Origin of the sequence: Methanoculleus sp. (assembly GCF_020696975.1) — an archaeon.
Lineage (GTDB): Archaea > Halobacteriota > Methanomicrobia > Methanomicrobiales > Methanoculleaceae > Methanoculleus.
Genome location: NZ_JAJGBK010000032.1, coordinates 213,085 through 237,805 on the forward strand (window position 1 = coordinate 213,085; position 24,721 = coordinate 237,805).

Annotated in this window: 29 protein-coding genes and 1 tRNA gene; 12 read left to right on the plus strand and 18 right to left on the minus strand. The window is 64.4% G+C overall.

Going from position 1 to position 24,721, the window contains the following annotated elements; translation table 11 throughout:
- Positions 1-153: 153 nt before the first annotated feature.
- From QZ650_RS11140 to QZ650_RS11155, 4 genes are read right to left on the minus strand one after another with little or no spacing between them, the layout of a single operon-like run.
- Positions 154-1,107, minus strand: a complete 954-nt coding sequence (locus tag QZ650_RS11140) for a chemotaxis protein CheW (protein ID WP_292519072.1) — start codon at positions 1,105-1,107, stop codon at positions 154-156.
- A gap of 44 nt (positions 1,108-1,151) precedes the next feature.
- On the minus strand, positions 1,152-2,039 hold the full coding sequence (locus tag QZ650_RS11145; protein ID WP_292519070.1) for a DUF4097 family beta strand repeat-containing protein: 888 nt from the start codon (positions 2,037-2,039) through the stop codon (positions 1,152-1,154).
- Positions 2,040-2,042: 3 nt separating this feature from the next.
- A complete protein-coding gene (locus QZ650_RS11150; protein ID WP_292519068.1) occupies positions 2,043-2,879 on the minus strand; it encodes an ABC transporter permease in 837 nt (278 codons plus the stop codon).
- A 5-nt stretch (positions 2,880-2,884) separates the two neighbouring features.
- Entirely contained in the window at positions 2,885-3,835 is a 951-nt protein-coding gene (locus QZ650_RS11155) for an ATP-binding cassette domain-containing protein (RefSeq protein ID WP_292519066.1), read from the minus strand.
- 353 nt (positions 3,836-4,188) lie between these two features.
- Here QZ650_RS11155 and QZ650_RS11160 point away from each other — a divergent pair, with 353 nt between their 5' ends.
- A complete protein-coding gene (locus QZ650_RS11160; RefSeq protein ID WP_292519064.1) occupies positions 4,189-4,686 on the plus strand; it encodes a hypothetical protein in 498 nt (165 codons plus the stop codon).
- A gap of 74 nt (positions 4,687-4,760) precedes the next feature.
- Here the strand turns inward: QZ650_RS11160 and QZ650_RS11165 are convergent, their stop codons facing one another.
- Entirely contained in the window at positions 4,761-4,904 is a 144-nt protein-coding gene (locus QZ650_RS11165) for a hypothetical protein (protein ID WP_292519062.1), read from the minus strand.
- Positions 4,905-5,102: 198 nt separating this feature from the next.
- Here QZ650_RS11165 and QZ650_RS11170 point away from each other — a divergent pair, with 198 nt between their 5' ends.
- From QZ650_RS11170 to QZ650_RS11190, 5 genes are all read left to right on the plus strand, one after another.
- Positions 5,103-5,267, plus strand: a complete 165-nt coding sequence (locus tag QZ650_RS11170; RefSeq protein WP_292519060.1) for a hypothetical protein — start codon at positions 5,103-5,105, stop codon at positions 5,265-5,267.
- Between the two features lie 4 nt (positions 5,268-5,271).
- Positions 5,272-6,570 carry an arginine deiminase family protein gene (locus tag QZ650_RS11175; RefSeq protein ID WP_292519058.1) on the plus strand — a complete coding sequence of 433 codons (1,299 nt, stop codon included), beginning with the start codon at positions 5,272-5,274 and terminating at the stop codon, positions 6,568-6,570.
- A gap of 4 nt (positions 6,571-6,574) precedes the next feature.
- Positions 6,575-7,519 (plus strand): carbamate kinase, encoded by a 945-nt coding sequence (gene arcC / locus QZ650_RS11180; RefSeq protein WP_292519056.1) that lies wholly within the window; start codon positions 6,575-6,577, stop codon positions 7,517-7,519.
- 62 nt (positions 7,520-7,581) lie between these two features.
- Complete coding sequence (locus QZ650_RS11185; RefSeq protein ID WP_292519054.1) at positions 7,582-7,920, plus strand: DUF5518 domain-containing protein; 339 nt, start codon at positions 7,582-7,584, stop codon at positions 7,918-7,920.
- Positions 7,921-7,979: 59 nt separating this feature from the next.
- The gene (locus QZ650_RS11190; protein ID WP_292519051.1) at positions 7,980-8,351 is read left to right on the plus strand and encodes a DUF5518 domain-containing protein; all 372 of its coding nucleotides are present in this window, start codon (positions 7,980-7,982) and stop codon (positions 8,349-8,351) included.
- Here QZ650_RS11190 and QZ650_RS11195 read toward each other — a convergent pair.
- Entirely contained in the window at positions 8,341-9,561 is a 1,221-nt protein-coding gene (locus tag QZ650_RS11195) for an MFS transporter (protein WP_292519050.1), read from the minus strand. The two genes, QZ650_RS11190 and QZ650_RS11195, sit on opposite strands and share 11 nt — an antisense overlap.
- 143 nt (positions 9,562-9,704) lie before the next feature.
- Here QZ650_RS11195 and QZ650_RS11200 point away from each other — a divergent pair, with 143 nt between their 5' ends.
- From QZ650_RS11200 to QZ650_RS11215, 4 genes are all read left to right on the plus strand, one after another.
- Entirely contained in the window at positions 9,705-11,093 is a 1,389-nt protein-coding gene (locus QZ650_RS11200; RefSeq protein WP_292519048.1) for an MFS transporter, read from the plus strand.
- Between the two features lie 83 nt (positions 11,094-11,176).
- Positions 11,177-12,730, plus strand: a complete 1,554-nt coding sequence (locus QZ650_RS11205; RefSeq protein ID WP_292519046.1) for a DUF87 domain-containing protein — start codon at positions 11,177-11,179, stop codon at positions 12,728-12,730.
- An 85-nt stretch (positions 12,731-12,815) separates the two neighbouring features.
- Entirely contained in the window at positions 12,816-12,974 is a 159-nt protein-coding gene (locus QZ650_RS11210) for a rubredoxin (RefSeq protein ID WP_292519044.1), read from the plus strand.
- 287 nt (positions 12,975-13,261) lie between these two features.
- Complete coding sequence (locus QZ650_RS11215) at positions 13,262-13,420, plus strand: rubredoxin (RefSeq protein WP_292519354.1); 159 nt, start codon at positions 13,262-13,264, stop codon at positions 13,418-13,420.
- Positions 13,421-13,461: 41 nt separating this feature from the next.
- Here QZ650_RS11215 and QZ650_RS11220 read toward each other — a convergent pair whose 3' ends face one another.
- The 6 genes from QZ650_RS11220 to tsaA (QZ650_RS11245) all read right to left on the minus strand — a co-directional run bounded on the left by QZ650_RS11220 (position 13,462) and on the right by tsaA (QZ650_RS11245) (position 17,806).
- Positions 13,462-13,986, minus strand: a complete 525-nt coding sequence (locus QZ650_RS11220) for a RimK/LysX family protein (protein ID WP_292519042.1) — start codon at positions 13,984-13,986, stop codon at positions 13,462-13,464.
- 42 nt (positions 13,987-14,028) lie between these two features.
- Positions 14,029-15,078: an ABC transporter ATP-binding protein gene (locus tag QZ650_RS11225; protein WP_292519040.1), complete on the minus strand. Its 1,050-nt coding sequence runs from the start codon at positions 15,076-15,078 to the stop codon at positions 14,029-14,031.
- Complete coding sequence (locus QZ650_RS11230; protein WP_292519352.1) at positions 15,078-15,806, minus strand: ABC transporter permease; 729 nt, start codon at positions 15,804-15,806, stop codon at positions 15,078-15,080. The genes QZ650_RS11225 and QZ650_RS11230 overlap by 1 nt, the downstream gene beginning before the upstream one ends.
- Before the next feature lie 86 nt (positions 15,807-15,892).
- A complete protein-coding gene (gene tsaA / locus QZ650_RS11235) occupies positions 15,893-16,384 on the minus strand; it encodes a tRNA (N6-threonylcarbamoyladenosine(37)-N6)-methyltransferase TrmO (RefSeq protein ID WP_292519038.1) in 492 nt (163 codons plus the stop codon).
- The gene (gene modA / locus QZ650_RS11240; protein WP_292519036.1) at positions 16,381-17,211 is read right to left on the minus strand and encodes a molybdate ABC transporter substrate-binding protein; all 831 of its coding nucleotides are present in this window, start codon (positions 17,209-17,211) and stop codon (positions 16,381-16,383) included. The genes tsaA (QZ650_RS11235) and modA overlap by 4 nt, the downstream gene beginning before the upstream one ends.
- A gap of 97 nt (positions 17,212-17,308) precedes the next feature.
- Positions 17,309-17,806, minus strand: coding sequence for a tRNA (N6-threonylcarbamoyladenosine(37)-N6)-methyltransferase TrmO (tsaA, locus tag QZ650_RS11245; protein WP_292519034.1), 498 nt, complete (start codon positions 17,804-17,806; stop codon positions 17,309-17,311).
- Positions 17,807-17,899: 93 nt separating this feature from the next.
- Between tsaA (QZ650_RS11245) and QZ650_RS11250 the strand changes: the two genes are divergently transcribed.
- Positions 17,900-18,268: a nuclear transport factor 2 family protein gene (locus QZ650_RS11250; RefSeq protein ID WP_292519032.1), complete on the plus strand. Its 369-nt coding sequence runs from the start codon at positions 17,900-17,902 to the stop codon at positions 18,266-18,268.
- Here the strand turns inward: QZ650_RS11250 and thiE are convergent.
- From thiE to QZ650_RS11270, 4 genes are all read right to left on the minus strand, one after another.
- Positions 18,265-18,900, minus strand: a complete 636-nt coding sequence (thiE, locus tag QZ650_RS11255; RefSeq protein ID WP_292519030.1) for a thiamine phosphate synthase — start codon at positions 18,898-18,900, stop codon at positions 18,265-18,267. The two genes, QZ650_RS11250 and thiE, sit on opposite strands and share 4 nt — an antisense overlap.
- Positions 18,900-19,739 (minus strand): hydroxyethylthiazole kinase, encoded by an 840-nt coding sequence (gene thiM, locus QZ650_RS11260; protein ID WP_292519028.1) that lies wholly within the window; start codon positions 19,737-19,739, stop codon positions 18,900-18,902. Before thiM ends, thiE begins: the two co-directional genes overlap by 1 nt.
- Before the next feature lie 51 nt (positions 19,740-19,790).
- On the minus strand, positions 19,791-21,683 hold the full coding sequence (locus QZ650_RS11265; protein ID WP_292519026.1) for a PAS domain S-box protein: 1,893 nt from the start codon (positions 21,681-21,683) through the stop codon (positions 19,791-19,793).
- A 267-nt stretch (positions 21,684-21,950) separates the two neighbouring features.
- Positions 21,951-22,035 (minus strand) — tRNA-Ser (locus tag QZ650_RS11270).
- A 50-nt stretch (positions 22,036-22,085) separates the two neighbouring features.
- On the opposite strand from QZ650_RS11270, the gene QZ650_RS11275 reads away from it, so the two are divergent.
- Positions 22,086-22,289, plus strand: coding sequence for a thiamine S protein (locus tag QZ650_RS11275; protein ID WP_292519024.1), 204 nt, complete (start codon positions 22,086-22,088; stop codon positions 22,287-22,289).
- A 1-nt stretch (position 22,290) separates the two neighbouring features.
- Here the strand turns inward: QZ650_RS11275 and thsA are convergent, their stop codons facing one another.
- Together thsA and QZ650_RS11285 are read right to left on the minus strand one after the other, a co-directional pair.
- Positions 22,291-23,880 (minus strand): thermosome subunit alpha, encoded by a 1,590-nt coding sequence (thsA, locus tag QZ650_RS11280; protein WP_292519022.1) that lies wholly within the window; start codon positions 23,878-23,880, stop codon positions 22,291-22,293.
- 214 nt (positions 23,881-24,094) lie between these two features.
- Complete coding sequence (locus tag QZ650_RS11285; protein WP_292519020.1) at positions 24,095-24,706, minus strand: orotate phosphoribosyltransferase-like protein; 612 nt, start codon at positions 24,704-24,706, stop codon at positions 24,095-24,097.
- Positions 24,707-24,721: the final 15 nt, after the last annotated feature.

Consider the following 24,721-nt stretch of genomic DNA (forward strand, 5'->3'; position numbering starts at 1 on the left):
GAGAAAAATGTGAGCATGCTGTATCCGTTCCCCTCCCCGGTATGACTAAATAGATTGATGCACACCGTGGGTTAAATAATGTTCTGTCGGTAAATCGGCGTATTTGGTGGCTATTTTACCTAACCGCACAAGAATCGGATGTTCTGCTCCAGATTACTGGACCGGCATCTTCGGATCGGCAAGGATCGCTCCCGCGTCCAGAACGACCCGCGAGCCTTCCGTGATACCGAGCAGATACCGTGGGTCGATAGGCGTCGTGCCGGGTTGTACGGGAGCGAGGTCGCCGGTCGGCGTGGTCCCGATGTCCGTGATATAATCCGCGAGGATCCCGAACGTCATCGTCCCGTCCGAGAGGACGATGACCCTGTTGAGGTCGGTCAGCCCCTGCTCCGGGATCGAGAAGAACCGGGCAAGGTCGACGACGGAGATGATCTCCCCTCGTACGGCACAGATCCCGGCGATGAAATCGGGCACCCCGGGGACGGGGGTGATCTCGCGGATGATGAAGACCTCCCGGATGTATCGTGTCTCGATGGCGTACTCGCGGGAAGCGAGCCGAAACGTGAGGATCTCTGACAGCCCGGTCTCATGCGCCCCTTCCTCCACCTGTGCAATCGCTCGCGCCCGTTCTGCGAGAACCGCGCCGGCCTTTCCTATCTCCGGGAGTCCCTCCTCGCCGGCCGAATGGAGGGGGAGCCGCTCGCGCTCTTGTGCTGCACAGAGTGCACCGGGGTCGTGGATAAGGACTGTCCCGTCCCCGGCCGGGAATACCCCGGGAGGCGTGGCCGTGCCGCCGTCAGCGACGGGCGGGAGCGTACCTTCCCGCACCCCCTGCACCCCGTCCACCCGGAGGGCCATGCAGTCTGAGCCGGGACGGACGATGATGAGGACGTCGGTCGCGAGAGGCGGGCGGTCAGGGAGGCCGAGGAGTCCCCGGACCGGGTAGACCGGGACGGTCCTCCCGTGCAGGTTCATGGTGCCCTCCGCCCCCCCGTGCTCGGCCCCGGGGGAGAGCGCCACCATGCTGACGACCTGCCGGACGACGGCCAGGGGGAGGGCGCAGGTCACCCCCGCAACGGTGAAGAACAGGAGATGTGAGCGGTTCATCGGTGTTCGAAGGTTGGTCCCGGGCAGATAAAAGGTTGCGGGGATCAGAGCCCCGTAAGATCGATACCGCCGTTCGATGTGGTGATGGTGATCGTCGCCCCTCCCTCCCCGAGCGTGCCGGCAACCCGGGTTCCTGACGACTCCTCAACCTGGAGCGGGAGGTTGTTCACCGCTATTCTGCCGTTTGAGGTGGTGGCGACCAGGCGGGCATTCAGGCTCTCCGCGAGCCGGAGCGCTATCGCGCCGTTGCTGGTGGTGACCGCCACATCGCCCCGGATAGCGTGGATGCCGGCGGTGATCGGGCCGTTTGATGTCCGCAGTTCCGCGATCCCCGCGGACTCCTCCACGGTGATCCCTGCGTTGCTCGTCCGTGCGGTGACGTAGCCTTCGGCGCCCCGCACCTCGATCGGGCCGTTCGAGGACTCTGCCGCAAGAGCGCCGCCGGGAGCGCTGTCAACCCGCACGGGGCCGTTTGAGGTCCGGAGTTCCGTTGCGTTCACCCGCACCCCGGAGAGGTCGATGGGACCGTTTGAACTCACGGCCTGCTGCAGGACGACGGTCGGCGGCAGGTGTATCGTGTAGCCCACGCTCACCCGCGGGTTTGTCCCGGTATGGACCGTCTCTATCCGGAGGGGATCGCCCTCCGTCACCACAATCTGGACCTTATCGAGTTCGGCCTGACCGTAGACGGACCGTTTGACCGCACTGATTGCGATGGTCTCCCCCTCCCGGACGTCCACGGTCACGCCACCGTTTCGGTTGATCACGACGACTGCACTCCCGGGCTCTACCGTGACCGTCCGGTTGAACTCCTCCGTCGTCTCAAGGCCCGGCACCCCGGTGCACCCGGGGAGAGCGGCGAAAACGATGAGGGCAGTGAGGGCCAGCGCTGCATACCCGATTCCCTGCATGATTGCCTCTCTTGTGCTCACCCGTTATGTAACCACCGCCCGTTGAAACGTTCGGCGGGCGAGGAAGTACATCACCGTCGCAAACGCCACCAGGTAAGCGAACGATCCGAGGACGTCGGCCGTTGTGTAGGTGTAGCGGGCACCGACGGCGAAGAAGTCGCTGCCGAGAGCGAAGTAGCGGATGCCGCTGACCAGGTGGGTGAGCGGGTTGTAGATCGAGAGAGCCTGGAGGATCGGCGGGAATGCCTGGATGGGGTAGAGGGCGTTTGAGACGAAGAAGATCGGCAGCGTGAGGAGCGTGATGATCCCCTGCAGCCCTTCGGGTGTCTCAAGACGCATCGAGATTGTGGAGGAGAAGAGGAGGAACCCGAGCGAGAAGACGCCGACGAACGCGTATATCCCGATGACCGAGACGGCGATCTGGACGGGCGAGAACCCGGGGAAGAACCGGACCCCGAGGAGGAGCCCGAAGGCCATAATGATGGAGACCTGGATGAACGACTTCGTCATCCCCGAGAGGCTGACCCCCATCATGATGTGGGTCCGGGGCATGGGGCTCGCGAGCATCTCCCGCATCAGCCCCCAGTTTTTGTCGAAGAGGAGACTGATACCCCCAAAGAGGCTCGTAAAGAGGGTCGTCATCGCGATCACCCCGGCGGCCATGAAGGTGAGGTAGTCGACCGAGAAGACGCCCGGCGGGGGTGGGATGGCCGAGGTGAACCGGTTGAAGTTCGAGGACATCGCGACGCCGAAGAAAGCCATCCAGAGCGCCGGCTGCAGGAGCGATGCGAAGAGCTGCGTCCTGAAGCGGACGAACCGGATCATCTCCCGCCAGTAGACGGTGAGGAACTCCCATGCCATGCCGCTCACCCTGTGGTATCCCGCAGTTCTCTCCCCGTGTAGTGGACGAAGACATCGTCCATCGTCGGTTTCTTTAAGTTCACGCTCGATATCCCGATCCCGGCACCGCGTACCCGCTCGACGATTCTCGGGAGACAGTGGCTCCCGTCGGTTGAGATCGTGATCGAGAGCCCCCGGGGCGACTCCTTGATCGAGCGGACCTCCTCGACCCCCCGGAGGGTCTCCCGTGCTTTCCCGTCATCCTCGGTCTCCAGGTAGACGACATCCTCGCCGAGGGTGTTCTTCAGGGCATCCGGGGTGCCGGAGACGATGATCCTCCCGTCGTCGATGATGCTGATCCTGTCCGAGAGCATATCGGCCTCTTCCATGTAGTGTGTCGTCAAAAATATCGTCGTCCCGGTCTTGTTCACCTGCCGGATATACTCCCACATCCGCATCCGTGTCTGAGGGTCGAGCCCCTGTGTCGGTTCGTCGAGAAACAGGACTTTCGGCCGGGTCATCAGTCCCCGGGCGATCTGGAGCCGCCGTTTCATACCCCCGGAGAGGTTCTTTGTCCGCTCGTTCCGTTTCGGGTCAAGTTCCACGACCCGGAGCAGGTCGTCAATCCGCCGTCGACGCTCGTCGCGGGGAATACTGTAAAGCCGCCCGTGGAACTCCATCGTCTCCCAGACAGTGAGATCGCGATCGAGCACATCTTCCTGGAAGACGATGCCGATGGACTCCCGGACCCGTCCGGGTTCTTGTGCGACATCGTGGCCCGCCACCCGCACCGTGCCCTTCTGGAGCGGAAGGAGGGTTATCAGGATGTTGATGGTGGTGCTCTTTCCTGCTCCGTTCGGGCCGAGGAAGGAGAAGATCTCGCCTTTCCGGACGGTAAAACTGATGCCGCGTACCGCCGTAAAGCCGTCGAAGACATGCTCGAGGCCCCTGACCTCAATGATATCGTCTCCTCCCATCGGTCACCATCCCGCCCCGGTGCGGGAGCCGTATCCACATGCATGGTGCTGCCATATCTCCCTTTCCCTGCCGGGATGCGGCGGACCGGCCCGGAGGCCCGGGCGATCTCCGGCTCAGTCCCCCCGCCGCAACCCGGGCTGCGGGTCAGGTCGGTAAAACCGTTCCGGCATCTTGCCGGCAGCCGGTCCTGATAGATATTATGAAATACCAGAACCTCCCCATCCCATCTCAGAGACGGCATGTGCGGCTACCCCTCACCTATCGAGACCGGCAATCTCGGAGCCGGATCTCCAGATACCATCGTTCCAGGAGCCGGCGTGCCGAAAGGTAAGGAGCGGACGGGAGGACGGCGGTGACCCGGCCCTTTCGTCCGGCCATTCCCCTTCTCATCCTCGTAGCGCTGGCCCTTGTCGCACCGGCAGGCGGGCTCGTGATCGAGAACGCCGACCTGACCCCGGCTGAGGTGAACCTCCTCTTTGCGATGCGGGAGTATACCCTGACCTACAACGGTTACGCCGACCGGCTGCCGGGATGGGTGACCGGACCGTTCGCGGATGAGAAGGTCAACCTTTACATCAACTCCCCGGACGGCGTCCTGGTCATCGGGATCACCTTCCACGACCGCAAGATCCTCCAGTTCGATGCAAAAGGCCGCCCGGATCCGATCGTCACGGTGACCACCGATGCCGCGACGGTAGAGGAAGTCATGGTCTCCGATCAGCCGTTTGACATGTTCCGGGCAGCGATGAGAAACGGGACCGTCACGGTCGAGGGAAACACCCTCCTCGGGACGCTCCGAACGGGGATGGTCCTCTTCGGGCTCCGGGTGATGGACGTTCTCGGGCTGTAGCCGCGGGAAGAAGGGTTCGCCGGAGTACCTCTCGGGGAGGGACCTCTTGTGAGCCCGGGGTTCCGTGGAGAGCCTCAGAGCCCTGCGAGACGGATGCTGAATCCCAGGATTAGTCCCGACATGGCCGATGTTGCCGAAAGGGCCGCGAGCACGACGGCGTTCACCACCGGGCCGGTCATGAGCGGGATGAAGGTCGGGTTGCGCTGCAGCCGCTGCATTCTCCTAAACGGTCTCGCGGTCGTTGAGATTGGGGGTTTGTAGCGCCGGATCTTCGTATGAACACCTCCCTGGAGACGGGTGGATAATATTTCTTGAATGCCGGTTGTTTCACCGAATATTAACGATTGCGGTTTCGCTCTCCGGGGGGCCGGCGCCGCGACAGGTTTATCCGTTCTCCGGCGAGAGAACCCCCATAGATGCATCGATACGTGAAAATCCTCCTCTACGGCATGCTGGCGTTTGCCGTCTTTGCCGGGATCAGTTTCACCATCAGCGGGCGGGTGAACTGGGTCTCTGCCGCGGCAACGGCCGTTGGGGTGATGATCGCATACTACTTCATCGGCCCCGGGCGGAGGCGGTGAGAGGATGGCGGCGGGCGTGCGGGCGGAGTGGGAGCGGCTCCGGGAGGTCGCCGTCCACCGCCCGGGGATCGAGATGTTCTTCGGGCTGCTGGAACCGTATGCAGCGCTTTATGAGCGGGCGTTCAGCCGCTATGAGGCTCGCCGGGAGCATGATAACCTGGTGCGGACCCTCCGCGAGGAGTTCGGGGTCCGGGTCCTGCACCTCAAGGAGACGATCCTGGATGCCGCCGACCGCGATCCGGGAGTGCGCCGGCGGCTCGTCGATCGGGCCTACGGGACCGTCACCCTCCGGGGCGGGAGACGGGAGGTGGCGGAGGCCCGCCGGAGCATGGAGCAGAACGCCGACGCCCTGGACTCGCTGCACTTCTTTACGCTCCTCCTCTTGAACCCGGTCATCGAGGTCGGAAGGGGGCACCTCCACAGCGGGGTGGACGTCCGGGTCCCGGGGCAGGAACCGCTCGCGAACCTCTACTTCATGCGCGACCAGCAGGCGGTGACCGGCTCCGGCCTCGTCGTCGGACGCCCGGCGAAGCGGCAGCGGCTCCGGGAGCCCGAGGTTACCCGGTTCCTCTGGGAGATCCTCGGCATCCCCATCGCCGGGACGGTCGAGGAGCCGGGGGCGTTTGAGGGCGGCGACTTCATGCCGATGGGGGAGTTCGCCCTCGTCGGCACCGGCGACCGGACGAACCATGCTGGAATATGCCAGTTCCTTGACTTCGCCCCGGAGTTCGACGAGATCGGCGTCGTCCGCCAGCCGGGCCACCCGCTCATCCCGAGCGATCGGCCCGACCCGATGGTCGACATGCACCTTGACACCTACTTCAACGTCGCGGGGAGCGGGGTGGTGATCGGCTCAGAGGTCCTCCTGCGGCGGGCACAGGTTGATGTCTACCACCGGGCGGACGCCGGCTACGAGGTCTCGAGCGAGACGACGAACCTCTACGACTACATCCGGTCAAAGGGGTTTGCCGTGATCGATCTCTCGATCCTTGAGCAACTCTCCTACGCCGCGAACATCCTCTGCATCCGGGACGGGAGCATCCTTGCGGTGGAGGGGGAGCAGGTGATGCGGACGGTCCTTTTGAACCTGGAGCGGAAGGCTGCCGGCGACCCGCGGCGGTACGGGAAACTTCTCCGCCATGCAGAAGAGGATTACCGCCGGATGCAAGGTGCTGGACGGTTCTTCCCGGACAGGGAGGAGTTCTCCCGCCACGGCATCGAGGTCTGCCCGCTCCACCTTGAGAACCTGACGGGCGGCTACGGCGGCCCCCACTGCATGACCTGCACGCTGGAGCGGGGGTGAGGAGGTGCCGGGGAAGGCTGTGGTGATCGCGCTCGGCGGGAACGCCATCCTGCAGCACCGGGAGACGGGGACCGCTGAAGAGCAGTCCGCGAACGTCCGGAGAGCCTCCCGGCAGATTGCCGCGATTGCAGCCGGGGGGTATGGCGTCGTCATCACCCACGGGAACGGCCCCCAGGTGGGGGATATCCTCCTCAAGAACGAGATAGCGAAGGATATCCTCCCGCCGATGCCGCTCGACGTCTGCGGGGCGGAGAGCCAGGGGATGATCGGCTACCTGCTCCAGCAGTCGATGCAGGAAGTTCTCCTTGCGGCCGGAGTCGACTGCCCGGTCGCGACGGTGCTCACCCAGACGCTCGTGGAGGGTAACGACCCGGCGTTTGGGAGACCGGAGAAGCCCATTGGTCCGTATTATACCGCGATGCAGGCCAGGAAGCTCCAGGAGGAGCAGGGCTGGCGGATGGTGCAGATACCGGGGCAGGGCTACCGGCGAGTGGTCCCCTCGCCGCGCCCGATCGGCCTCGTGGAGGAGGAGGCAATAGTCCGGCTTTTCTCGGCCGGGGCGGTCGTGATCGCCGCCGGCGGCGGGGGCGTCCCGGTGGTTGCAGGCCCGGGGGGCATTCTCCGGGGCGTCGAGGCGGTGGTGGACAAGGACTACACCGCGGCGCTCCTCGCCCAGCTCGTCGGCGCCGACGACCTGCTGATCCTGACCGACGTCGAGCGTGTCGCCCTGAACTACGGGCGGCCGGGTCAGCAGGAAATCCATGAGATGACGGTTGCCGAAGCACGCGAGCACCTCGCGGCGGGGCAGTTCCCGCCCGGGAGCATGGGGCCCAAGATCGAGGCGGCCATCGGGTTCCTTGAATCCGGGGGAGAGCGGGCAACCATCGCATCGCTTGAACAGGCTTCATCCGCCCTTGCCGGGCAGGCGGGAACCCGGATATGCCGGTAACCGGGGCCTCACCCCAACACTTATATATGTGATCCCCAAATTCCCGGCGGTGATAGAAGGGTATGGCTAATAACTTCTGGACGGGTGTCATCGTCGGATGGCTCGTGGGGCTCATCCTCGGCTTCCTGCTGCCGGTCATCGGACCTCTGGTCGGCGGTTTTGTTGCCGGGTGGCTGGCCGGGCGCGGGATCGAGATCGGTGCAAAGGCCGGGCTGCTTGCCGGCATCCTCGGTGCCATCGTCATCGCGGTGCTGCTCCTCGTTGGCGGCACGGTTTTCCTCGGGGCGTTCGGGTTCGTCGCAGGCCTCGGGACATCGCTCGTCATCATCGTGACGGCGTTCATCTACCAGGGCATCCTCTCCCTGATCGGCGGCGTCATCGCCGGGGCGATCCGGCGCTGACGCGGAGCGAACACCGGGGTGGGTCACCCTCCCCGGCTATTCTCTACCTGGAGGCTGGATTGGCGAAATACGGTTCATACTGGGTTTCTGCGCTCGTGGGGTTCATCTTCATGCTCTTCATCAGCCCGTTCTTCCCGGTAGCGGGCCCGATTGTCGGGGGGATCATCGGCGGCTACCTCGGCCCGCCCGGCGCGGTCAGGGGCGCTCTCGGGGGGCTCCTTGACGGGCTCATCGTCGCCGCGATCTTCTCGGTCATCGCCGTCATCGGGGGGACGGCGATCCTCGGGCCGATCGGCACCCTCATCGGCCTCGGCATAGCTGCCCTTCTCTTTGTTCTCGCCCTCTACTTCGGGATCCTCGGTGCTGTCGGCGGCGCCATCGGCGGGGCGCTCAAGGCATGGATGGTGGAGCGCCGGCGGGTTACGGGATGAGGTTCCCGAGCCCTTCCTGGAACCTTACAGCGATACGGCAGCGGTACATCCAGAGGTAAGCGATCAGCGCCGCAACCTCGACGATGACGACGTATGCGACGATATGGCCCAGGGATACGTCGTAGAGGACCCCCATCACGGCGCTCCCCACGAACCACGCCGTCCCGAAGACCGCGCTCACGGTGCCGTAGACCTGCCCTCTCAGGTCCGCCGCCGTGGACTCTGCGATCGACGCCCGGAGAACGGTCTCGAAGATCCCGATCCCGGCTCCCCAGACGAGTGAACCGGCAAGCGCCGCACCTGGTGTGAGCGAGAAGGCGAGCAGGACCGTCGCGATGCTGAGGATCGGGATGGCGAGAAGCGTGTGGATGCCGATCCGATCGAAGGCCCGCCCGATGAGCAGCGCCACGATGACCGAGACCACCATCGCCGAGGCGTAGAAGAGGGGAATGGCGGCATCGGGGATGATCGATTGCGCCTTCAGGTGAAAGGAGATGAGCGGGAAGTTGGCGAACCCGGCCATGCCGAGAAAGATGAACGTGGCATACGGCATGATCCCCGGCAGTTCCTCTCCGGTCTCCCTGGTCCCCCCGTTCACCTCCAGGCGCCCCGGTTTCGGGACAGCCGACCGGGCGAAGAGGAGTATCATGGCGACACCGGCAAGAGGGACTCCGAGCAGAAGAAAGCCTGGAGCGTAACTGCCCGTGAAGGCCAGGACGGCCACCATGACGAGGGGGCCTATGACCGCGCCGACCTGGTCGAGCGCCTTGTGAACCCCGAACCCCCACCCCCTCCCGATGGCCGTCGTCGCGTGGGAGAGGATCGTGTCCCGGGCCGGCGTCCGGATGGCTTTTCCGACCCGCTCGGCGATGATGAGGATGGCCGCCCCCTCCCACCGGCCGGCAAACGCCAGGAGCGGGATGGCGGCGAGCAGACCGTAGCCGGCCATCGCTACGTTCCAGTAACGGCGGCTCTGGTTGACGTAGGCGCCGGTGGCAGACCGGAGCGCGTAGCCTATGAATTCGCCGAACCCGGCGACCAGCCCGACGACCGCTGCACTTCCCCCGAGAAGGAGGATGTAGGGGCCGGTGACACTCCGGGCACCGTTTGAGACCAGGCTCCCGAAAAGGCTTGCCACGCCGAGCAGCAGGATGAGCTGCATCGAGAGGTCGCGCACTTCCTGCCGGTTGTCTGGAAGAGGATCGGGCATATTCAAAGGAGGTCCTGGAAGGCTGTTCTCATCAAGGTGCTCCACGGATCCGGGATGGGCGGCAACAGTGCCATTATTTGCAGCGGGCACAAATACCTATGCAACATAGCCCGGCCGGGGCTCGGGCTGTTCGGGAGGCATGAGTGACGGGAGTAGAGCAGAAAGGCGAGCAACCGTATTCACGAAGGTTCATCCTGCTACTGGTCACCGTCGTCACGTTCTTAAACCCGTTCACGGGTTCGGCGATCAACCTCGCCCTCCCGGCAATCGGGGGCGAGTTCTCCGCGGACGCCGCAACCCTCGCCTGGATCTCCAGCGCCTACCTCCTCTCGTCGGTCATCTTCCTCCTCCCGGCAGGGAGGCTCGGCGACTCCCGCGGGAGGGTCACGGTCTTCCTCGCCGGGGTCGTCGTCTACACTCTCGGGTCCATCCTCACCATCTTCACGCCCACGCTCGACCTGCTCCTCATCTTCCGCTTCGTGCAGGGAGCCGGCGGGGCCATGATCTACGCAAACAGCGTGGCCCTGATCACCCAGCTCTACCCGCCGGGCGAGCGGGGCTCCGCAATAGGGCTCAACGTCACCGCCGTCTACGCCGGGCTCTCGCTCGGCCCGTTCCTCGGGGGCGCCCTGACCCAGTTCTTCGGCTGGCGGAGCATCTTCATCCTGACCGCGCTCCTCGCCGTCCCGGCGCTCGTCTACGCCAGAAAGTTCCCGGCGTTCCTGAACGAGCGGCGGCAGGAACACTTCGATATCCCCGGGCTGGTCCTCTCCTCGGCCCTGATCCTCTGCCTCTTTCTGGGCCTGGCCTCGGCGACCACCCCGGCCGGCGCGGCTCTCCTCGTCGCGGCCCTGGCGCTCGGGATAGCCTTCTTCCGGGTAGAGCGGCACCAGCCCTGCCCCCTCCTCCCGGTCTCTCTCATCGAGAAGAACCGGGTCTTTGCCGCCTCGAACGCCGCCGCCCTGATCAACTACAGCGCCACGTATGCGGTCGGGTTCCTCCTCTCCCTCTACCTCCAGTACATCCGGGGCTACGAACCCGTCACCGCGGGCACCCTTCTCCTGGTCCAGCCGATCATCCAGGTCTTTGTCGCCCCGGTCTCCGGCCGTCTCGCCGACAGGATACAGCCCGGGCACGTCGCCTCGGTGGGGATGGGGATCTCGGGTGCGGCTCTCTTCGGCTTCTTCCTGCTCGGGGAGACCACGCCGGTTGGCGTGATCCTCGCCCTCCTGATCCTGCTGGGTGTGGGGGTCGGGCTCTTCTCGTCCCCGAACACCACCGCCATCATGGGTTCTGTCACGAAGCAGGACTACGGGTGCGCATCGGCGATGACGGCCATGATGCGATCGCTCGGTATGATGCTGAGCATGGGGGCGGTCCTGGTGATCTTTGCGGTCATCATGGGGGCGACCGTTGTCACACCGGCGATATTCCCGGAGTTTCTCCTGAGCATGCGGCTGATCTTCCTCGCGTTCGCTATCCTTTCGGTGTTTGGAGTCTTCCTCTCGCTTCGAAGGAACAAAATCCTCTAAATATCGCCTTATTCTAAGAAAGGGGCCCCGTGGAGCAGAGAGTAAACGTTAAAACTCCGGACACCCTGTGATCTCCTTAACGAATGGACCTCGTAATCGGAATGGCCGGTGACCGGGAGATCGCCGTCGATGCCCAGGAACTGGTAACCGGAAGGACCTGCATCATCGCGCAGTCGGGTGCCGGGAAGAGCTGGGGGATTGCAGTCCTCTGCGAGCAGCTCCTGCTGGCGCGGGTGGGGTTCTGCCTCATCGACACGGAGGGGGAGTACTCCTCACTCAGAGACCGGTTCCCCCTCCTCTGGATCGGTTCCGGGAAGGGCTGCGATGCGGATATCGAGTGGGCGAACCTCCGGGAACTGATGCATGAGGCGATCTGCTCACGGACGGCGGTGATCTTCGACGTCTCGGAGGCCGATATGCAGGCGAAGGTGACCCTCCTCGCCGACGTCCTCTACGACCTGGAGAGCGGGTTAAAGCAGCCTTTTTTGCTGATTGTGGAGGAAGCGGACAAATTCATCCCGCAGTCCGGCGACTCCGTAAAAAAGATCGAGGAGATCTCCCGCCGGGGGCGCAAGCGCGGGCTCGGCCTCCTGGTCGCGACCCAGCGGCCGTCGCTCGTGACAAAAAACGTTCTCTCGCAGTGCAACAGCCAGATCCTCGGAAAACTCTCGATCGAGAACGACTTAAAGGCTGTCAGCCTCTTCTTCTCGTCCCGGAAAGAGGCCGGTGAACTCGCGGACCTCGAACCCGGGGAGTTCTTCGTGATGGGCAGACTCAGGGGAGAGAAGACCAGGATGCGCTTCCGTGACCGGATCTGCGAGCACCGGGGCACGACGCCCCGGCTTGTGCCGGGAAAGCCGCCCGGACCGTGCGCCGGCCCCCAAAAAGACCCGGTGCCGCCGCCTGCCCCGGGAAACGCGGTTGTCCCGGTGCTGCTCCGTGAAGAAGCGCTCGGTATTGCTATGGCGAGACGCAAACGCCGTCTCCTCTTCTTTGAACCCGAAGAGAGGGTTGTCTCCGGGGAACGGCTCTACCGGCCGCTCCACCGCCTGGAGGTCCGCTACATCGGCGGGTTCATCCGGAAGGCGACGAAGACGGCGTCGTTTTGCATAGACGGGCTTACCGGCTGCATCGTCGAGATTGACCGGGGGCTGAAGGTCAGGCCGGGGTTCTCGGAGCTCCTCGGGCTCGATGAGGCCGCGGTGAGGATCGTCACCCGGCTTGCAAACGGCGGCTCGACACCGGTCGAGATCGAGGCCGATACCCGTCTCCCGCCCGATCTGGTTAAGAAGGCGTTGAAAAACCTCGAGAAGGCGAAACTTGTCACGACCATGAAGACGGTGGGCGATACAACGGTCTATGTCCCCCTGCTCGCGACGGAGGTTCCCGGCCTCTCCACCCTCCGGCCGGGGACGGCCCTCCCGATGGAGCCGCTCCGGGAGCCGCCCGCCGAAGCGAGAGTCACGGAGGCCTCCCTCCGGACCATCCTCAAGGGGCTCGAGCCGACGGCGGAGATTGTCGGGTTCGATACGATTTACTACCCGGTCTACCTGATCCGGTTTGAATCGGACCGGACCGAGCGCTCGATCCTCCTCGACGGCTGCACGGGCAAGGAGCTCCATTTCCCGGTCACCTGATCGGAGCGCTTATCCTATCCGGAGTCAACGATCAGTCTGTGCCCCCGCCGGCTGCGAGCCGGGAGGGGAAGAAGGTGAATGACTGATGGATTCATACCGGTGTAATCTCTGCGGCTATGTCTATAACCCCGCAATCGGCGACTCTGCTCACGGCGTCAAGCCGAACACGGCCTTCGAAGACCTCCCGGACACCTGGCGGTGCCCCCGGTGCGGTGCGCCGAAGAGCCGGTTCTCGAAGCTCTGAGAGTGGTAACCACTCCCGGATCTCTATCATCCTCTTTTGGTCTGTTCCGGGAACCCGACCGACGTTGATTCGTCCTGGAAAAACCGTTTCGCCGATCGTCGCATCGAGCGGATCTCCGTTAAACCGGCTCCGAAACCCGATGAAAACGGTATCCTCCGTTCTCGCGGACCTTACCGGCCGGGAACCTCATCCTGCCTTCTGAGCGGAGTACTTATCTTCCCGGGGATACATGGGGACCGTGCCCCGTCGACGTTGCGGCCGGTCGGGGTGATGAGGTGAAGGAGATGATGGACTCATACCGGTGCGGACTCTGCGGCTACGTCTACAACCCCAGGGCCGGCGAGCCCGGCCAGGGTATCAACCCACGCACAACCTTCGAAGATCTGCCCGACTCCTGGGCATGCTCCCGGTGCGGCGCGGAGAAGAACCTGTTCAAGAAAGTGTAAGGGCAGGTCCGGTTTTTTCCCTCCCCGTGGTGGGGTGACTCTCAACCACCCCACCGAAAGACCCGGAGCCCCTTCCCGTGGACCTCCCTGCCGGCGAGGTGCTCCATCTCGTGGTCGATCCCGTAGGCGGCCGAGCCCGAGAAGACCTTCTCCGCGGCGCCGAGATCTTCTGTCCTGATCGTCCGCTCGAGCGGGTGGACGGTCATTCTGATCCCCCGGCGGGCGCCGATGCGCACCCGGTAGGGCCGCGTAACAAGCAGCCGGGCGGGAGCGTTGCCGCACTTTTCGAGCCGGTGGACTGTCCCTTCGCGGTCGAGGATGACCGGGTTGACGAAGAGGTGGATCTCCTCGAGAGAGTAGCCGGTCCGGCTTGCCTCGTCGTAGACCGTGGTCCTCGTCACAGCCGATATCGATCGGATCTCTTCTGAAGCGTAGCTCCAGTCCCCCCCGTAGCGGAGCGAGAAGAGGAGGGGGAGGAGCGCGTCGGCAGGGATGCCGAACCGGACGGCGAGCGCGGCCTCCGCGGCGGCGAAGGCAATCTCCTCACGGATCTCGTCGGTCTCCATCGGCTCCCCGTGCAGGGGGAACCTGGATAAATCCTCCGGCGGCTACCGGACGAAGACGTGGACCGCCGAGGCCTTGAAAGTCACGGACGCCGGCCCCCCCTCGGCAAGATCCAGGCGGGCGATGCTCTGCCGGGTCAGGACGGCGACGAAGGGCAGGCCCGCGTCCACGACGACCCGGGAGAAGATGCCGTTCTGCCGGACCTCCGTCACCGTGCCGGAGAATGCGTTTACGGCGCTCGACTCGAACGGCTCGCGGGAGACGATCACCTCCTCGGGCCGGATGCCGACGCAGACCTCGCCCTCGATGTCGGTGACGGTCCGGATGACGATGCCGCCGAGATCGATCGCCGCCTCCCCGTCTTTGACCCTTGAGACGCCGCAGTAGACGTTCTCCATGCCGGTGAAGGCGGCGACGAATTCGGTGGCGGGCTTCCGGAAGACCTCGTCGGGCGTGCCCGTCTGGACGACCTTCCCGTCCTGCATCACCGCCACCCGGTCGGCGAGGGCGAAGATGTCCTCGAAGTGGTGGGTGATGTGGACGACCGTCGTGTTGGTCGCCCGGTGGACGGCTCTGAGTTCCTTCCGGAGCCGGTCGCGGGTGACGGCGTCGAGTGCCGAGAGCGGTTCGTCCAGAAGCAGGACGCGGGGCCGGAGGACGAGCGCCCGGGCGATCGCCGCCCGCTGCTGCTCCCCGCCGGAGAGTGTCCCCGGCGTGCGGTCGAGGAGATGGCCGATCCCGAGAAGGTCAGCTGCCTCCCTCACCGCCTCTCGTATCCGGGCGGGATCGACCCCGCGCTGGAGGAGGCCGAACCCGATGTTTGCCGCAACCGTCAGGTGAGGAAAGAGCATGTAATCCTGGTAGACCATGCCGATTCCCCGGTCTTTCGGGTCGGTGCGGGTGATATCGCGGCCGTCAAGGGTGATCGTCCCCGTATCGGGAGCGTAGATCCCTGCGATCGTCTCAAGGAGGATCGTCTTCCCGGCGCCGGTCGGGCCGAGGACGATGAAGTACTCCCCATCGGCGACGGTCAGGTCCACGCCGGCAAGGAAGAACTCCCCGAGCGAGAGGGAGAGGTCCCTGATCGAAAGCATCAGAAGATCCCCCTGCTGTCGCCGCAACGCTCGAAGATCAGGAGCGACGCCATGGAGATCGCGATCAGGATGACCGATGCGGCGATGGCGAGGTCGAGGTCCCCTGTCGACATGTTCAGGAAGAGCGCGATGGGCAGGGTCTCGGTCTTCATCCGGGTCGCCCCGGCGAGCATGAGGACCGCACCGAACTCGCCGATGGACTTTGACCAGGTGATGACCAGGCCCGCGACGAGGCCGTTTTTAGCGAGAGGGAGGGTGACCTGGCGGAACGCGCCCCACTCGGTGCAGCCGAGCGTCCGGGCGACGTGCTCGTAGCGGGGATTGATCGTCTCGAAGGCCGACCGGGTGACCCGGATCATGTAAGGGACGTTGACGAAGAACTGGGCGACGATGATCCCGAGCGGGGTGTAGACGACGTCGAACCCCAGCGATGAGAGCATCTTCCCGAACGTCGACGGCCCGTAGAAGATGAGCAGCGCCACGCCCGCGACGAGCGGCGGGAGGGTGAGCGGGAGGTTCATCAGGGTGGTTGCGACCCTCTTGCCGGGAAACGAGAACCGGGCGAGGGAGTAGGCGACCGGGACGGCGGCGAGGATGCAGAGAGCGGTGGAGACCGCCGAGGTGACGAGGGAGAGTTCGACTGCGGCGACGATCTCCGGGGACGCAAGGCTCCCGACGAGGGCCGGGAGCGGCGGGTAGGCCACGAGGCCGGCGAGGACGACGGCCATGTAGCCGATCAGGCCGAAGAGGATGACGAGAAAGAGGATTTTAAATGGGGTAGGACGGGAGAAGGTGTCCATCTTTCGGGACACGGCTAATCGACCCTGAACGACGCGCTCTGTCTCCTGATCTGCTCGATGTGCTGCGGCGTCACCCACCCGGAGGCCGCATCGGGGATGCTGTCAAAGCCGGGGATGTAGGGTTTGATGTCGAGGATCGGCGTCCCGTCCAGGAGGTCGACGCCCTCGACGGCGAGCGTGGCGCCGTCGATCCCGGCAAGCCTGACGACCGAAATCCCGAGCATGTTCGGGCGGTTGAAGTGCCGGGTGGCGAAGATGCCGTGCGCCTTGGCGCCGTCGATGAGGGGGCGTTCGGCGATCGCTTCACTGGCGGCGCGATGAAACCGGTAGATGAGGATGAGGTGGGAGAATCCTGCGAGCGCCGCCAGACCGTCCCGGAACTCGGGGAAGACTTCCACCGTCCCGCGGACGGTGGAGAAGGCCGCCTGGATGGGGGTGGCGGCCGGGTCGGAGAAGGGCGTCCGGGCGACGCCGATGGGCCGGCAGGTATACTCCGTGCCGTTCATGGCTCGATCCCCCTGTAGGCCGGGTCGGGATAGGCCGGGAACCCGTGCTCTGCAAAGATCGCCTTCCCCTCGTCGGAGGTGACGAACGCGACGAACGCCTGAGCGGTGTCCGGCTGCTCCGTGAAGGTGGTCGCCCCGACCGGCACGATCAGGACGAGGCCGTCTTCCTGCACCAGATCGATAGTGTCCATCGTCGCGGGGTTCACCATATCGAGCGTGATGAGCGCGGCGTCGGCGGTGCCCATGTTCATCGCCACAACCACCTCGTTGATCGTCGGGGCCCGGAGGACGACGTTCTTCTCGACGGCGTCGAGAATGCCGTGCTTCTCAAAGAGTCTGTCGCCGGCCTTCCCGATGGCGGTGGTGTTCGCGGCGCCGAGAGCGATCTTCAGGCCGGGCCGGGTGAAGTCGTCCACCGAGGTGATGCTGTGGGGGTTTCCCTTGCCGACGGCGATCACCGGGACGTGGTAGGCGACGTAGCCCGGCTCCCCGACCAGACTTTTGTTCTGCGCGATCCGGTAGTCCGGGGTTCCGCCGGGGATAAAGGCGTCGCCTTTCCGGGAGAGCTCCATCTGGGTGATGAGCGTGCCCGAGCCGGCGAAGGTGTACTCGACGTCGATACCGTACTTCTCCGTAAACGCCTCACCGATCGCGGTCATCGGTTTCTTGAGGCCTGCGCCGGAGTAGACGAAGAGCGAGTCGTCCGTCCCGGCGGGTGTGGTGTTATCGCCGGTGGCGGTGATCGCCGGCTGTGAGGTGCATCCCGCCGTGCAGAGGAGGCAGGCGAGGATGGCGAGCAAAATCAGTGCAACGGGATTCTCTGTCATGTGATACCATTCGGTACCCACCTCACGGTATTAAAGTACTTTCTTTTACTTTTCAGTTATGTTAAATAGTTTTACCTCAACTCCTCCCTGTTAAATGTTACTGCTCCCCCCGGTTGCAGAACCTGCCGTCCGACCGCATGGTGTGGGGGTCTTCGGGAGCTGCTGCCAGCCACCCTGCCTGTTCGTCGGGATAGGCGTCGAACGCCGGGACGTAGGGCTTGATGTCGAGGACCGGCGTCCCGTCCAGGATATCCACGTCCTCGACGGTGAGCGTCGTGCCGTCGACGGCGACCAGCCTGAGGATCGAGAGCCCGATGGCGTTGGGGCGGCGGGGCGCCCGGGTCGCAAAGACGCCGTGCGGCGTCTTGTCGAGGAACGGGACCACCTCGAGCGCGTAGCCCTCCGAGCGGTGGAAGTGGTAGAGGAGGATGATCCGCGAGAACCCGGCAAGGTCCTTTAAACCGGCAGTGCAGGCGGGGTCGAGTTCGATCGTGCCCCTGATACCCTGGGCGCCGACGGGCTGGATGGGCATATTGCGGGGGTCGCGGAATGGAGAGTGGACGATGCCGATGGGGGTGAAGGTGATCCCGGTCATGGGGTACCACTCTCCCGGCGAGGCGAAGAGGGTTTGCGTCCGGGTAGACCACAGGAAACGGTTATTACCGCCCCGTGCGTTCACGTGTTCTCTATGGAAGACCTGTTAACGGTTCTCTCCGATATCGAGAAACGGGCCTGGAAGGCCGCGGACACCCGGGACGCAGCGTTCTATCGGGAGTATCTTGCGCCGGAAGCTCTTGTCGTCAGCCCCCGGGGCATCCTGGACAGGGAAGGGATCCTCCGTGATCTCGTGGAGAACCCCAACGAGTTTCCGGAGTACGCCATCATGGACGAAAAGGTCGTGCCCGTCGGGGAGGGGTGTGCCGTCCTCGCCTATACCGTCTCCTTCGGCGGGCAGACGCTCTACGTATCGACCGTATACGCCCGGGACGGCGGCCGGTGGCGGGCGGCCTTCCACCAGAGGACTCCGGCGCTCCGGAAGCCGGAGTCAGAGGGTTAACGCCCTTTCGCCTTTGCGGCGACGATCCGGCTCCGGAGGTTCCGTGCGGCGGCGGTGACGTCGTCCTCGCCGACGACCGCCGAGATCACCGCGACGCCGTCCGCCCCCGCGGCGATGACGTCGCCGACGTTTGCCGCGGTGATCCCCCCGATCGCGACGAGGGGGAGGGCGACCGCGGCCCGGATCTCTGCAAGCATCATAAGCCCGTGGCCCGGCCCCGCGTCGTTTTTCGACCCGGTCGCAAACGTCGGGCTGAGCGCCACGTAATCGGCCCCCTCCGCCGCGGCGCCGACCGCCGTGGCGGCAGACCCGACCGAGGCCCCGATGATGAACCCCGGCGGGGCGATGCGCCGCGCTTCCCTGATGGGAAGGTCGCCCGCGCCGAGGTGGACCCCGTCGGCGCCGGCAGCCAGGGCAACATCCAGGCGGTCGTTCACGATGAAGAGCGCGCCGGCATCAGCGGTGATCTCACGGACGGCGAGGGCTGCATCGAAGAGCGCCCGGCCGGAGAGGTTCTTGTCGCGGAGCTGGATCACGTCCGCTCCCCCTGCAACGGCGCGGGCGGCAAGTTCCGTGTGGGAGCGCCCGCGGCCGATCTTCTCGTCCGTGACTACGTAGAGGTCGTATTCCATCACCGCTCCTCGATCCGCGCGTGCCGGGCAAGGTCGTCGGGGGAGAGCCCGGCAAGTTCGTCAAAGAGCCCCGTCCGGAACGAGTAGGGGCCGCGTGCCACGGCGGCGCCGCGCTCCCCGGCCCGCCCGAAGGCCGCGAGCGCCGCGGCCGACGCGACAGCGTAATCGTCCGCGACCGCGACGAACGCCGCGGTGACCGAGGAGGCCATGCACCCGGTGCCCGAGAGGCGGTCCATCGCCGGGTTGCCGTTCCTGACGAGGTAGACCCGGTCGCCGTCGGTGACGACGTCGACCGCCCCCGTCATCGAGACGACGGTCCCGGTCAGGCGGGCGCATGCCCGTGCCGTCTCGACGGGATCGCCCGCAATCCCGCCGGAGTCCACTCCCCTGACGCTCCCGCCTGTCCCGGCAAGGACGCCGATCTCCCCGGCGTTCCCTTTCAGGACGGCGATATCGAGGGCGTCGAGGAGCCGTCGGGCGGTCTCCGTCCGGAAACCGGTCGCCCCCACGCCGACCGGGTCGAGGACGATGGGGATGCCGAGGTCGTTTGCCCGCCGGCCGGCGGCGAGCATCGCCTCGACCTGCGTGGCGGAGAGCGTCCCGATGTTCAGGACGAGGGCGCCTGCGGCGGCGACCATATCGGCGACCTCTTCGGGCGCCTCGGCCATCACCGGGGCAGCCCCGGAACAGATGGTGATGTTCGCGCAGTCGTTGATCGTGACGCTGTTCGTGATGTGGTGGATGAGCGGCCGCTTCGACCGCACGGCGGAAAGAAGGCCGGCGGGGATCGCGCCGTCCGTCATGCGTGCCGATGAGTCTTCTGTCGTGTTGCCCGGCATAACTACCCTGACTATTTCCCGGGTAACCGCATAAAACTCGTGTCTGCCGGCTCACTCCAGGTCGTGCCGCCGGAGGAACTCGCGGACCTTCCGTGACTCCACCCATCCCTGATCCAGCTGTCTGATGTACTCGTTGATCCGCCCGACCTGTTCACGGATGATCGCCGCCGTCTCGTCATCGTCCAGCAGTTCCGCTCTGCCCAGGGTCACCTGGAGCGGCTGGCGTATGTGGTCGCCAAGGACAGCGAACTGCTCGATGTTCCGCTCGATCTGGAGGAATGCCTGCTGCCGGAGTTGCTCGTACTGCTTTCGTTCGGTGATATCCCGCCCGACTGCCTGGATGCCGGCAACCTTCCCGTTCTCTATGATCGGGGACTCGTTCAGTTCCACAAACGCCGCTGTTCCGTCTTTCTTGCGGAACTCGACCTCGAGCCCTTCGACCGGCTCGCCCCGGGCCACCCTCTTCTGCCCTTCCTGCCATGCGGGGAGCGATAAGGGGCTGACGTAGTCGCGGCACTTGCCGCCGATGAGTTCTTCGGGTGTGTAGCCGAGGATGTGCTCTACAGCCGGGGAGATATACGCGATCCCGCCGTCATGGTAGCAGGTGTAGATCATATCGGAGCTCCGCTGCGCAATCTCGCGGAACTTCTCCTCGCTCTTCCTGAGCGCCTCTTCGGCGGCTCTCCGTTCGAGCCCCTGCGCCAGGACGTTTGCCGCCGCCTGGATGAAGTTGCTGTCATCCCGGGTGAACGTCCGTTGCATCCGCGTATGGGCGCCGAGCACCCCGTATGGGCCCCTGTCGCCCTGGATGATGACGCTGATCCCGCTCCTGATACCTTCTTCCCGGAGGAGCGCCGGGCCGGAGAAGCGCGTCTCTGTCCTGAAATCCTCGACGATCACCGGTTCGCGGGAGAGAAGCGTATAGCCTGCCTGGGAGTTGGTGCCCCCCTCTATCCTTCTCGTGCCGACGTCGTGTCCGTCGAACCCTATCGCCGCTTCGAGCACGAACATATCCCCATCAGGGAGGTATCGCAACACTTTGGCGTACCCGACCCCCAGGTGTCTTGCAACCGTCCGGACCACGGCATTCATCAGTTCGGGAGGTTCTGTGCCTGCAAGAGCAATCTGGCCGAGTTCCGCGATCGCCGCCTGCTGGGCAACCTGGCGGGTGGTGAGGCATTCGGCACGTTTTCTCGCGGTGATATCGAGGTTAATCCCGGCCCAGAGGCGGATCTCTCCGTTCTCATCCCGGACGGGGGCCCCCCGGGAGAGGATGATGCGGTATCCCCCGCCGGGATTCCGGATCTTGAATTCACGGTCCCACAGGCATCCGGTATCAAGGCAGTGCTTCCATTCGGCGGATGCCGCTGCGACATCCTCGATCGGTATGCTCTCCACCCACCCGGTCTGCCGGCATCCCTCGATCGTCTTCCCCACCAGGTCGAGGAACGAGGCGGATATGTGGAGTGCAGTGCCGTCCGGCTCGCAGATCCAGATACCGTACGGCACCAGATCCCCGATGGCGGTATAGACCGACCCGGCCCTGACCGGATCCTGTATGCCTGCCATGCCCCGCACCATCTCCCCGCGCTCGGGGGTGACGTCCCGGAACCGGACGAGCATCATCCCGGCATACGGCTCGCCGGCCATCACCCGGCACGAGAAGGAGAACCAGCGCAGATCGCCCGAAAAAGTTCGCATCCGGCAGGTAACGTGGGATACCTCCCGCCGGTGCTGGAGGGCATCGAGGACCCGGCCGGCAGAGCCGTCCTCCTCGAAGAGGGGCGTAAGGTGGTGGGTGATAAAATATCCTATCTGCGTGCCGCGGACTGCTTCGCTTTCGATACCGAATAGATCGCGAAACGAGTGGTTCAGCCGCGCAACGCTGCTGTCCCGGTCAAGGATGGCGACAGCATCGTCCAGTTCATCAAAGCAGCGGTACAACGGAGACCCCCATCGGCCGGCGTGCGCAGGAGCCCCGGGCAGCGGGCATCATGCGTCGCTATAGCAGTAATGTACCTGGCTATAATAATATCACTTTTTGGATTGCCCTCACCTTGCGAGATATTGAAATCCCGGGCAATCATGTTGGAAAGCCGGGTTCCGGGGTGTCGCCCGGCCTGTGGTGAAACGATTTCCAGGGGGGTCGTATCGGATATCCGGGTGCATGCTTGCTAATGAAACCCGTAAGACTTGAACTAAGAAAGTGGACGCCGAGGGGGAGATTTGAACTCCCGAGGTGCCGAACACCAGTGGCTTTCGAGGCCACCGCCTTCCCGGACTAGACTACCTCGGCACAGAATCAGCCTATAGTATTTACCCTCTGCGGCTATAATGGTATCGAGTATGCTCTGTCGGTTCACCTTCATCCCGGACGGCACCGTGCTGGTCTACCAGGGCCGTCCGGGCGATACATACGAGGCCGCTCTCCTCTCCTTCGGGCTCAATCCGGATACGGCGCTGATCTTCTGCCGCGGGAAGAGCCTCCCGCAGGATAAAGAGATCGAGGAGGGGGAGGTCGGGATCTTTCTCGCCTCCTCGCGCGGGTGACTTACTGTGCGCCCGGCTTTCCGCCCTGGGTGATCATCATGTCGTCGACACGGACGAGGAGCATGGCCGTCTCGGTCGCACTCTTGATTGCCTGGGTCTTCACGCGCTGCGGCTCGATGACCCCGGCCTTCTGCATGTCTACGATCTCGCCGGTGTAGACATCAAGCCCGGCGTACTTCGCCCCATCGGCATGGGCCTTTCGGAGAGCGACGACCTTATCGATCGTGTCGAATCCGGAGTTCTCCGCAAGAGTTCTCGGGATGACCTCGAACGCGTTTGCAAACGCCTCGATGGCGAGCTGGGCGCGTCCGCCGACGGTTGCCGCGTAGTCGCGGATACGTGTCTGAAGTTCGGTCTCCACCGATGCGCCGCCGACGACGAACTTGCCGTCCTCGACGGCATCCTGGACAACCCTGGCCGCATCGTAGACAGCCCGCTCAAGTTCGTCCAGCAGCAGCTGGGAGGTGCCCCGCAGGAGGATCGTGACGGCTTTCGGGTTCTCGCATCCGGAGATGACCGTCAGGTCGGCGTCAGGAACCTCTTCGGCTGCCTCTGCGCGACCGAGTGTTGCCTCGTTGAGTTCCTCGGGCTTATTGACGATGCTGCCACAGAGGGCTTTCGCGGCGAACTTCATGTCGTCTTCTTTGACATCTTCGATGGCGTAGATGCCGGCTTTGGCGAGGTAATACTGCACCGCATCGGCGATGCCCTTCTGGCAGAGGACGACGTTTGCGCCGGAGGCAACGATCTGGTCGGCGAGTTTCTTGAGGGATTCACGTTCCTGCTCGTTGAACGCCTTCATCTGGTCGGAGGAGGTGATCTTGATCTTCGACTTCACCTGCGTCTTCGTGACCTCGAGCGGCTGAGCGAGCAGTGCGACTTTAGCGTCCGTGACCGCATCAGGCATCTGTTCAAAGACACGCTTCTTGTCGATGACGATACCCCGGATCAGTTCGGCGTCGTCCATCGAGTCGCCGACCTGCGTCTTGATCTTGATATCGTCCTCATCCACGACGTAGATGCCCGGAGCCGTCTCGGTGGCGACCTGCCGCACCGCATCGACCACCATGCCGGAGATCTTGTCCTTGACCGCCTCGATGGACTTGCCGGTCATGGCGGTCCCGGCGATCTTAATGAGGTTCTCCCGGTCGTCGAACCCGGCCGTGATGGCAAGTTCGTCGAGGATTGCAAGGGCCCTCTCCATGCCGAGCTGGTAGCCGTGCGCGATGATCGTGGGGTGAACCTCCTGGGCGAGCAGAGCCTCCGCCTGCTCCATCAGTGAGCCGACGAGCACGGTCGCGGTCGTGGTGCCGTCGCCGACCTCGTCGTCCTGGGTCTCGGCAACCTCGACGACCAGTTTGCCGCCGGGGTGCTGCACGGACATCTCGTGCAGGATGGTTGCCCCGTCGTTTGTGATCACCACATCACCGCTGGAGCTTACCAGCATCTTGTCCATTCCCCGGGGACCGAGCGTTGTCCGAACGGCGGCTGCAATTGCCTTTGCAGCCATGATATTCGAGCGCTGCGCCTCGAATCCGCGCGTGCGCTCAACATTCTCCCGTAAAATAATGATGGGCTGTCCAGCAAGCATTGTATAATCCTCCTTTGCTCGTTAGGTTTGATCAGAGGTTCTATATATAGTAATCGAAGGTGCCCGACGTTCCCGGATGTCCCGGCCGATCGGCGGGGCCGGATCACCTGCCGGTTGGCGCTACGCGCCCGTTGCTCCTCACGGGCCAATATGCCCTGTCGGTGCGCCCGGATAGGTCGGTTCAGGGCTTATTCAAGAAAGGTTGCCCGGGTTCTCACCCGAGCCGTGATATAGCAAAGAGCGACTGGACCGGGACACCGTCGACCTCCCGGACACCCCGCTTGTCGAAGAGCGACCAGACTGCCACCGGCGTGGCCCCGTGGCGCCGGATGAACTGTATGGTCTCTGAGAGTGTCGTCCCGGTCGTGACGACGTCGTCGATGATGATGCAGCGCTGTCCGGTGATCGTGGAGAAGGTGCCCGAGAGGGATCCGGTTGGGGTCTCGCTCCGGCTGTGCTTCGCCGGGAGGTAGACCGCGAGTTTCAGCCCCTCCTCCGCGGCGATGAGGGTGGCGAGCGGGACACCCGACGGCGCGATCCCGACGACCGTGTCGAGGAGATCACCCGCCGTGCGCACGCCTCCCCCTCCCAGGTAGAGGAAGCGCTTGAGCATTATCATTGCCATATCGTTTAAGAGTGTTCCGTGACTCCCCACCTCTGTCCAGTCGATATGGACGTCTTTTGGGGCCTCCATGCCCTTCGGCTGGGTGAGCAGCCAGGTGACCGTCTCCATCGAGAGGCCCAGTTCATCGGAGATCTGGCCCGGGGTGTGCCCTTCTGCCTGGAGCGCCTTTGCCTTCGTGATCAACTCTTCGAGCGCGGACATGGAGAAGAGATTTCC

Coding starts and splice junctions, on each gene's coding strand:
- QZ650_RS11140 (WP_292519072.1), bottom strand. CDS start 1,107: ATGAACCGCTCACATCTCCTGTTCTTCACCGTTGCGGGGGTGACCTGC.
- QZ650_RS11150 (WP_292519068.1), bottom strand. CDS start 2,879: ATGGCATGGGAGTTCCTCACCGTCTACTGGCGGGAGATGATCCGGTTC.
- QZ650_RS11155 (WP_292519066.1), bottom strand. CDS start 3,835: ATGGGAGGAGACGATATCATTGAGGTCAGGGGCCTCGAGCATGTCTTC.
- QZ650_RS11165 (WP_292519062.1), bottom strand. CDS start 4,904: ATGCAGCGGCTGCAGCGCAACCCGACCTTCATCCCGCTCATGACCGGC.
- QZ650_RS11170 (WP_292519060.1), top strand. CDS start 5,103: ATGCATCGATACGTGAAAATCCTCCTCTACGGCATGCTGGCGTTTGCC.
- QZ650_RS11175 (WP_292519058.1), top strand. CDS start 5,272: ATGGCGGCGGGCGTGCGGGCGGAGTGGGAGCGGCTCCGGGAGGTCGCC.
- QZ650_RS11185 (WP_292519054.1), top strand. CDS start 7,582: ATGGCTAATAACTTCTGGACGGGTGTCATCGTCGGATGGCTCGTGGGG.
- QZ650_RS11195 (WP_292519050.1), bottom strand. CDS start 9,561: ATGCCCGATCCTCTTCCAGACAACCGGCAGGAAGTGCGCGACCTCTCG.
- QZ650_RS11205 (WP_292519046.1), top strand. CDS start 11,177: ATGGACCTCGTAATCGGAATGGCCGGTGACCGGGAGATCGCCGTCGAT.
- QZ650_RS11210 (WP_292519044.1), top strand. CDS start 12,816: ATGGATTCATACCGGTGTAATCTCTGCGGCTATGTCTATAACCCCGCA.
- QZ650_RS11215 (WP_292519354.1), top strand. CDS start 13,262: ATGGACTCATACCGGTGCGGACTCTGCGGCTACGTCTACAACCCCAGG.
- QZ650_RS11220 (WP_292519042.1), bottom strand. CDS start 13,986: ATGGAGACCGACGAGATCCGTGAGGAGATTGCCTTCGCCGCCGCGGAG.
- QZ650_RS11225 (WP_292519040.1), bottom strand. CDS start 15,078: ATGCTTTCGATCAGGGACCTCTCCCTCTCGCTCGGGGAGTTCTTCCTT.
- QZ650_RS11230 (WP_292519352.1), bottom strand. CDS start 15,806: ATGGCCGTCGTCCTCGCCGGCCTCGTGGCCTACCCGCCGCTCCCGGCC.
- tsaA (WP_292519038.1), bottom strand. CDS start 16,384: ATGAACGGCACGGAGTATACCTGCCGGCCCATCGGCGTCGCCCGGACG.
- modA (WP_292519036.1), bottom strand. CDS start 17,211: ATGACAGAGAATCCCGTTGCACTGATTTTGCTCGCCATCCTCGCCTGC.
- tsaA (WP_292519034.1), bottom strand. CDS start 17,806: ATGACCGGGATCACCTTCACCCCCATCGGCATCGTCCACTCTCCATTC.
- QZ650_RS11250 (WP_292519032.1), top strand. CDS start 17,900: ATGGAAGACCTGTTAACGGTTCTCTCCGATATCGAGAAACGGGCCTGG.
- thiE (WP_292519030.1), bottom strand. CDS start 18,900: ATGGAATACGACCTCTACGTAGTCACGGACGAGAAGATCGGCCGCGGG.
- thiM (WP_292519028.1), bottom strand. CDS start 19,739: ATGCCGGGCAACACGACAGAAGACTCATCGGCACGCATGACGGACGGC.
- QZ650_RS11275 (WP_292519024.1), top strand. CDS start 22,086: ATGCTCTGTCGGTTCACCTTCATCCCGGACGGCACCGTGCTGGTCTAC.
- thsA (WP_292519022.1), bottom strand. CDS start 23,880: ATGCTTGCTGGACAGCCCATCATTATTTTACGGGAGAATGTTGAGCGC.
- QZ650_RS11285 (WP_292519020.1), bottom strand. CDS start 24,706: ATGTCCGCGCTCGAAGAGTTGATCACGAAGGCAAAGGCGCTCCAGGCA.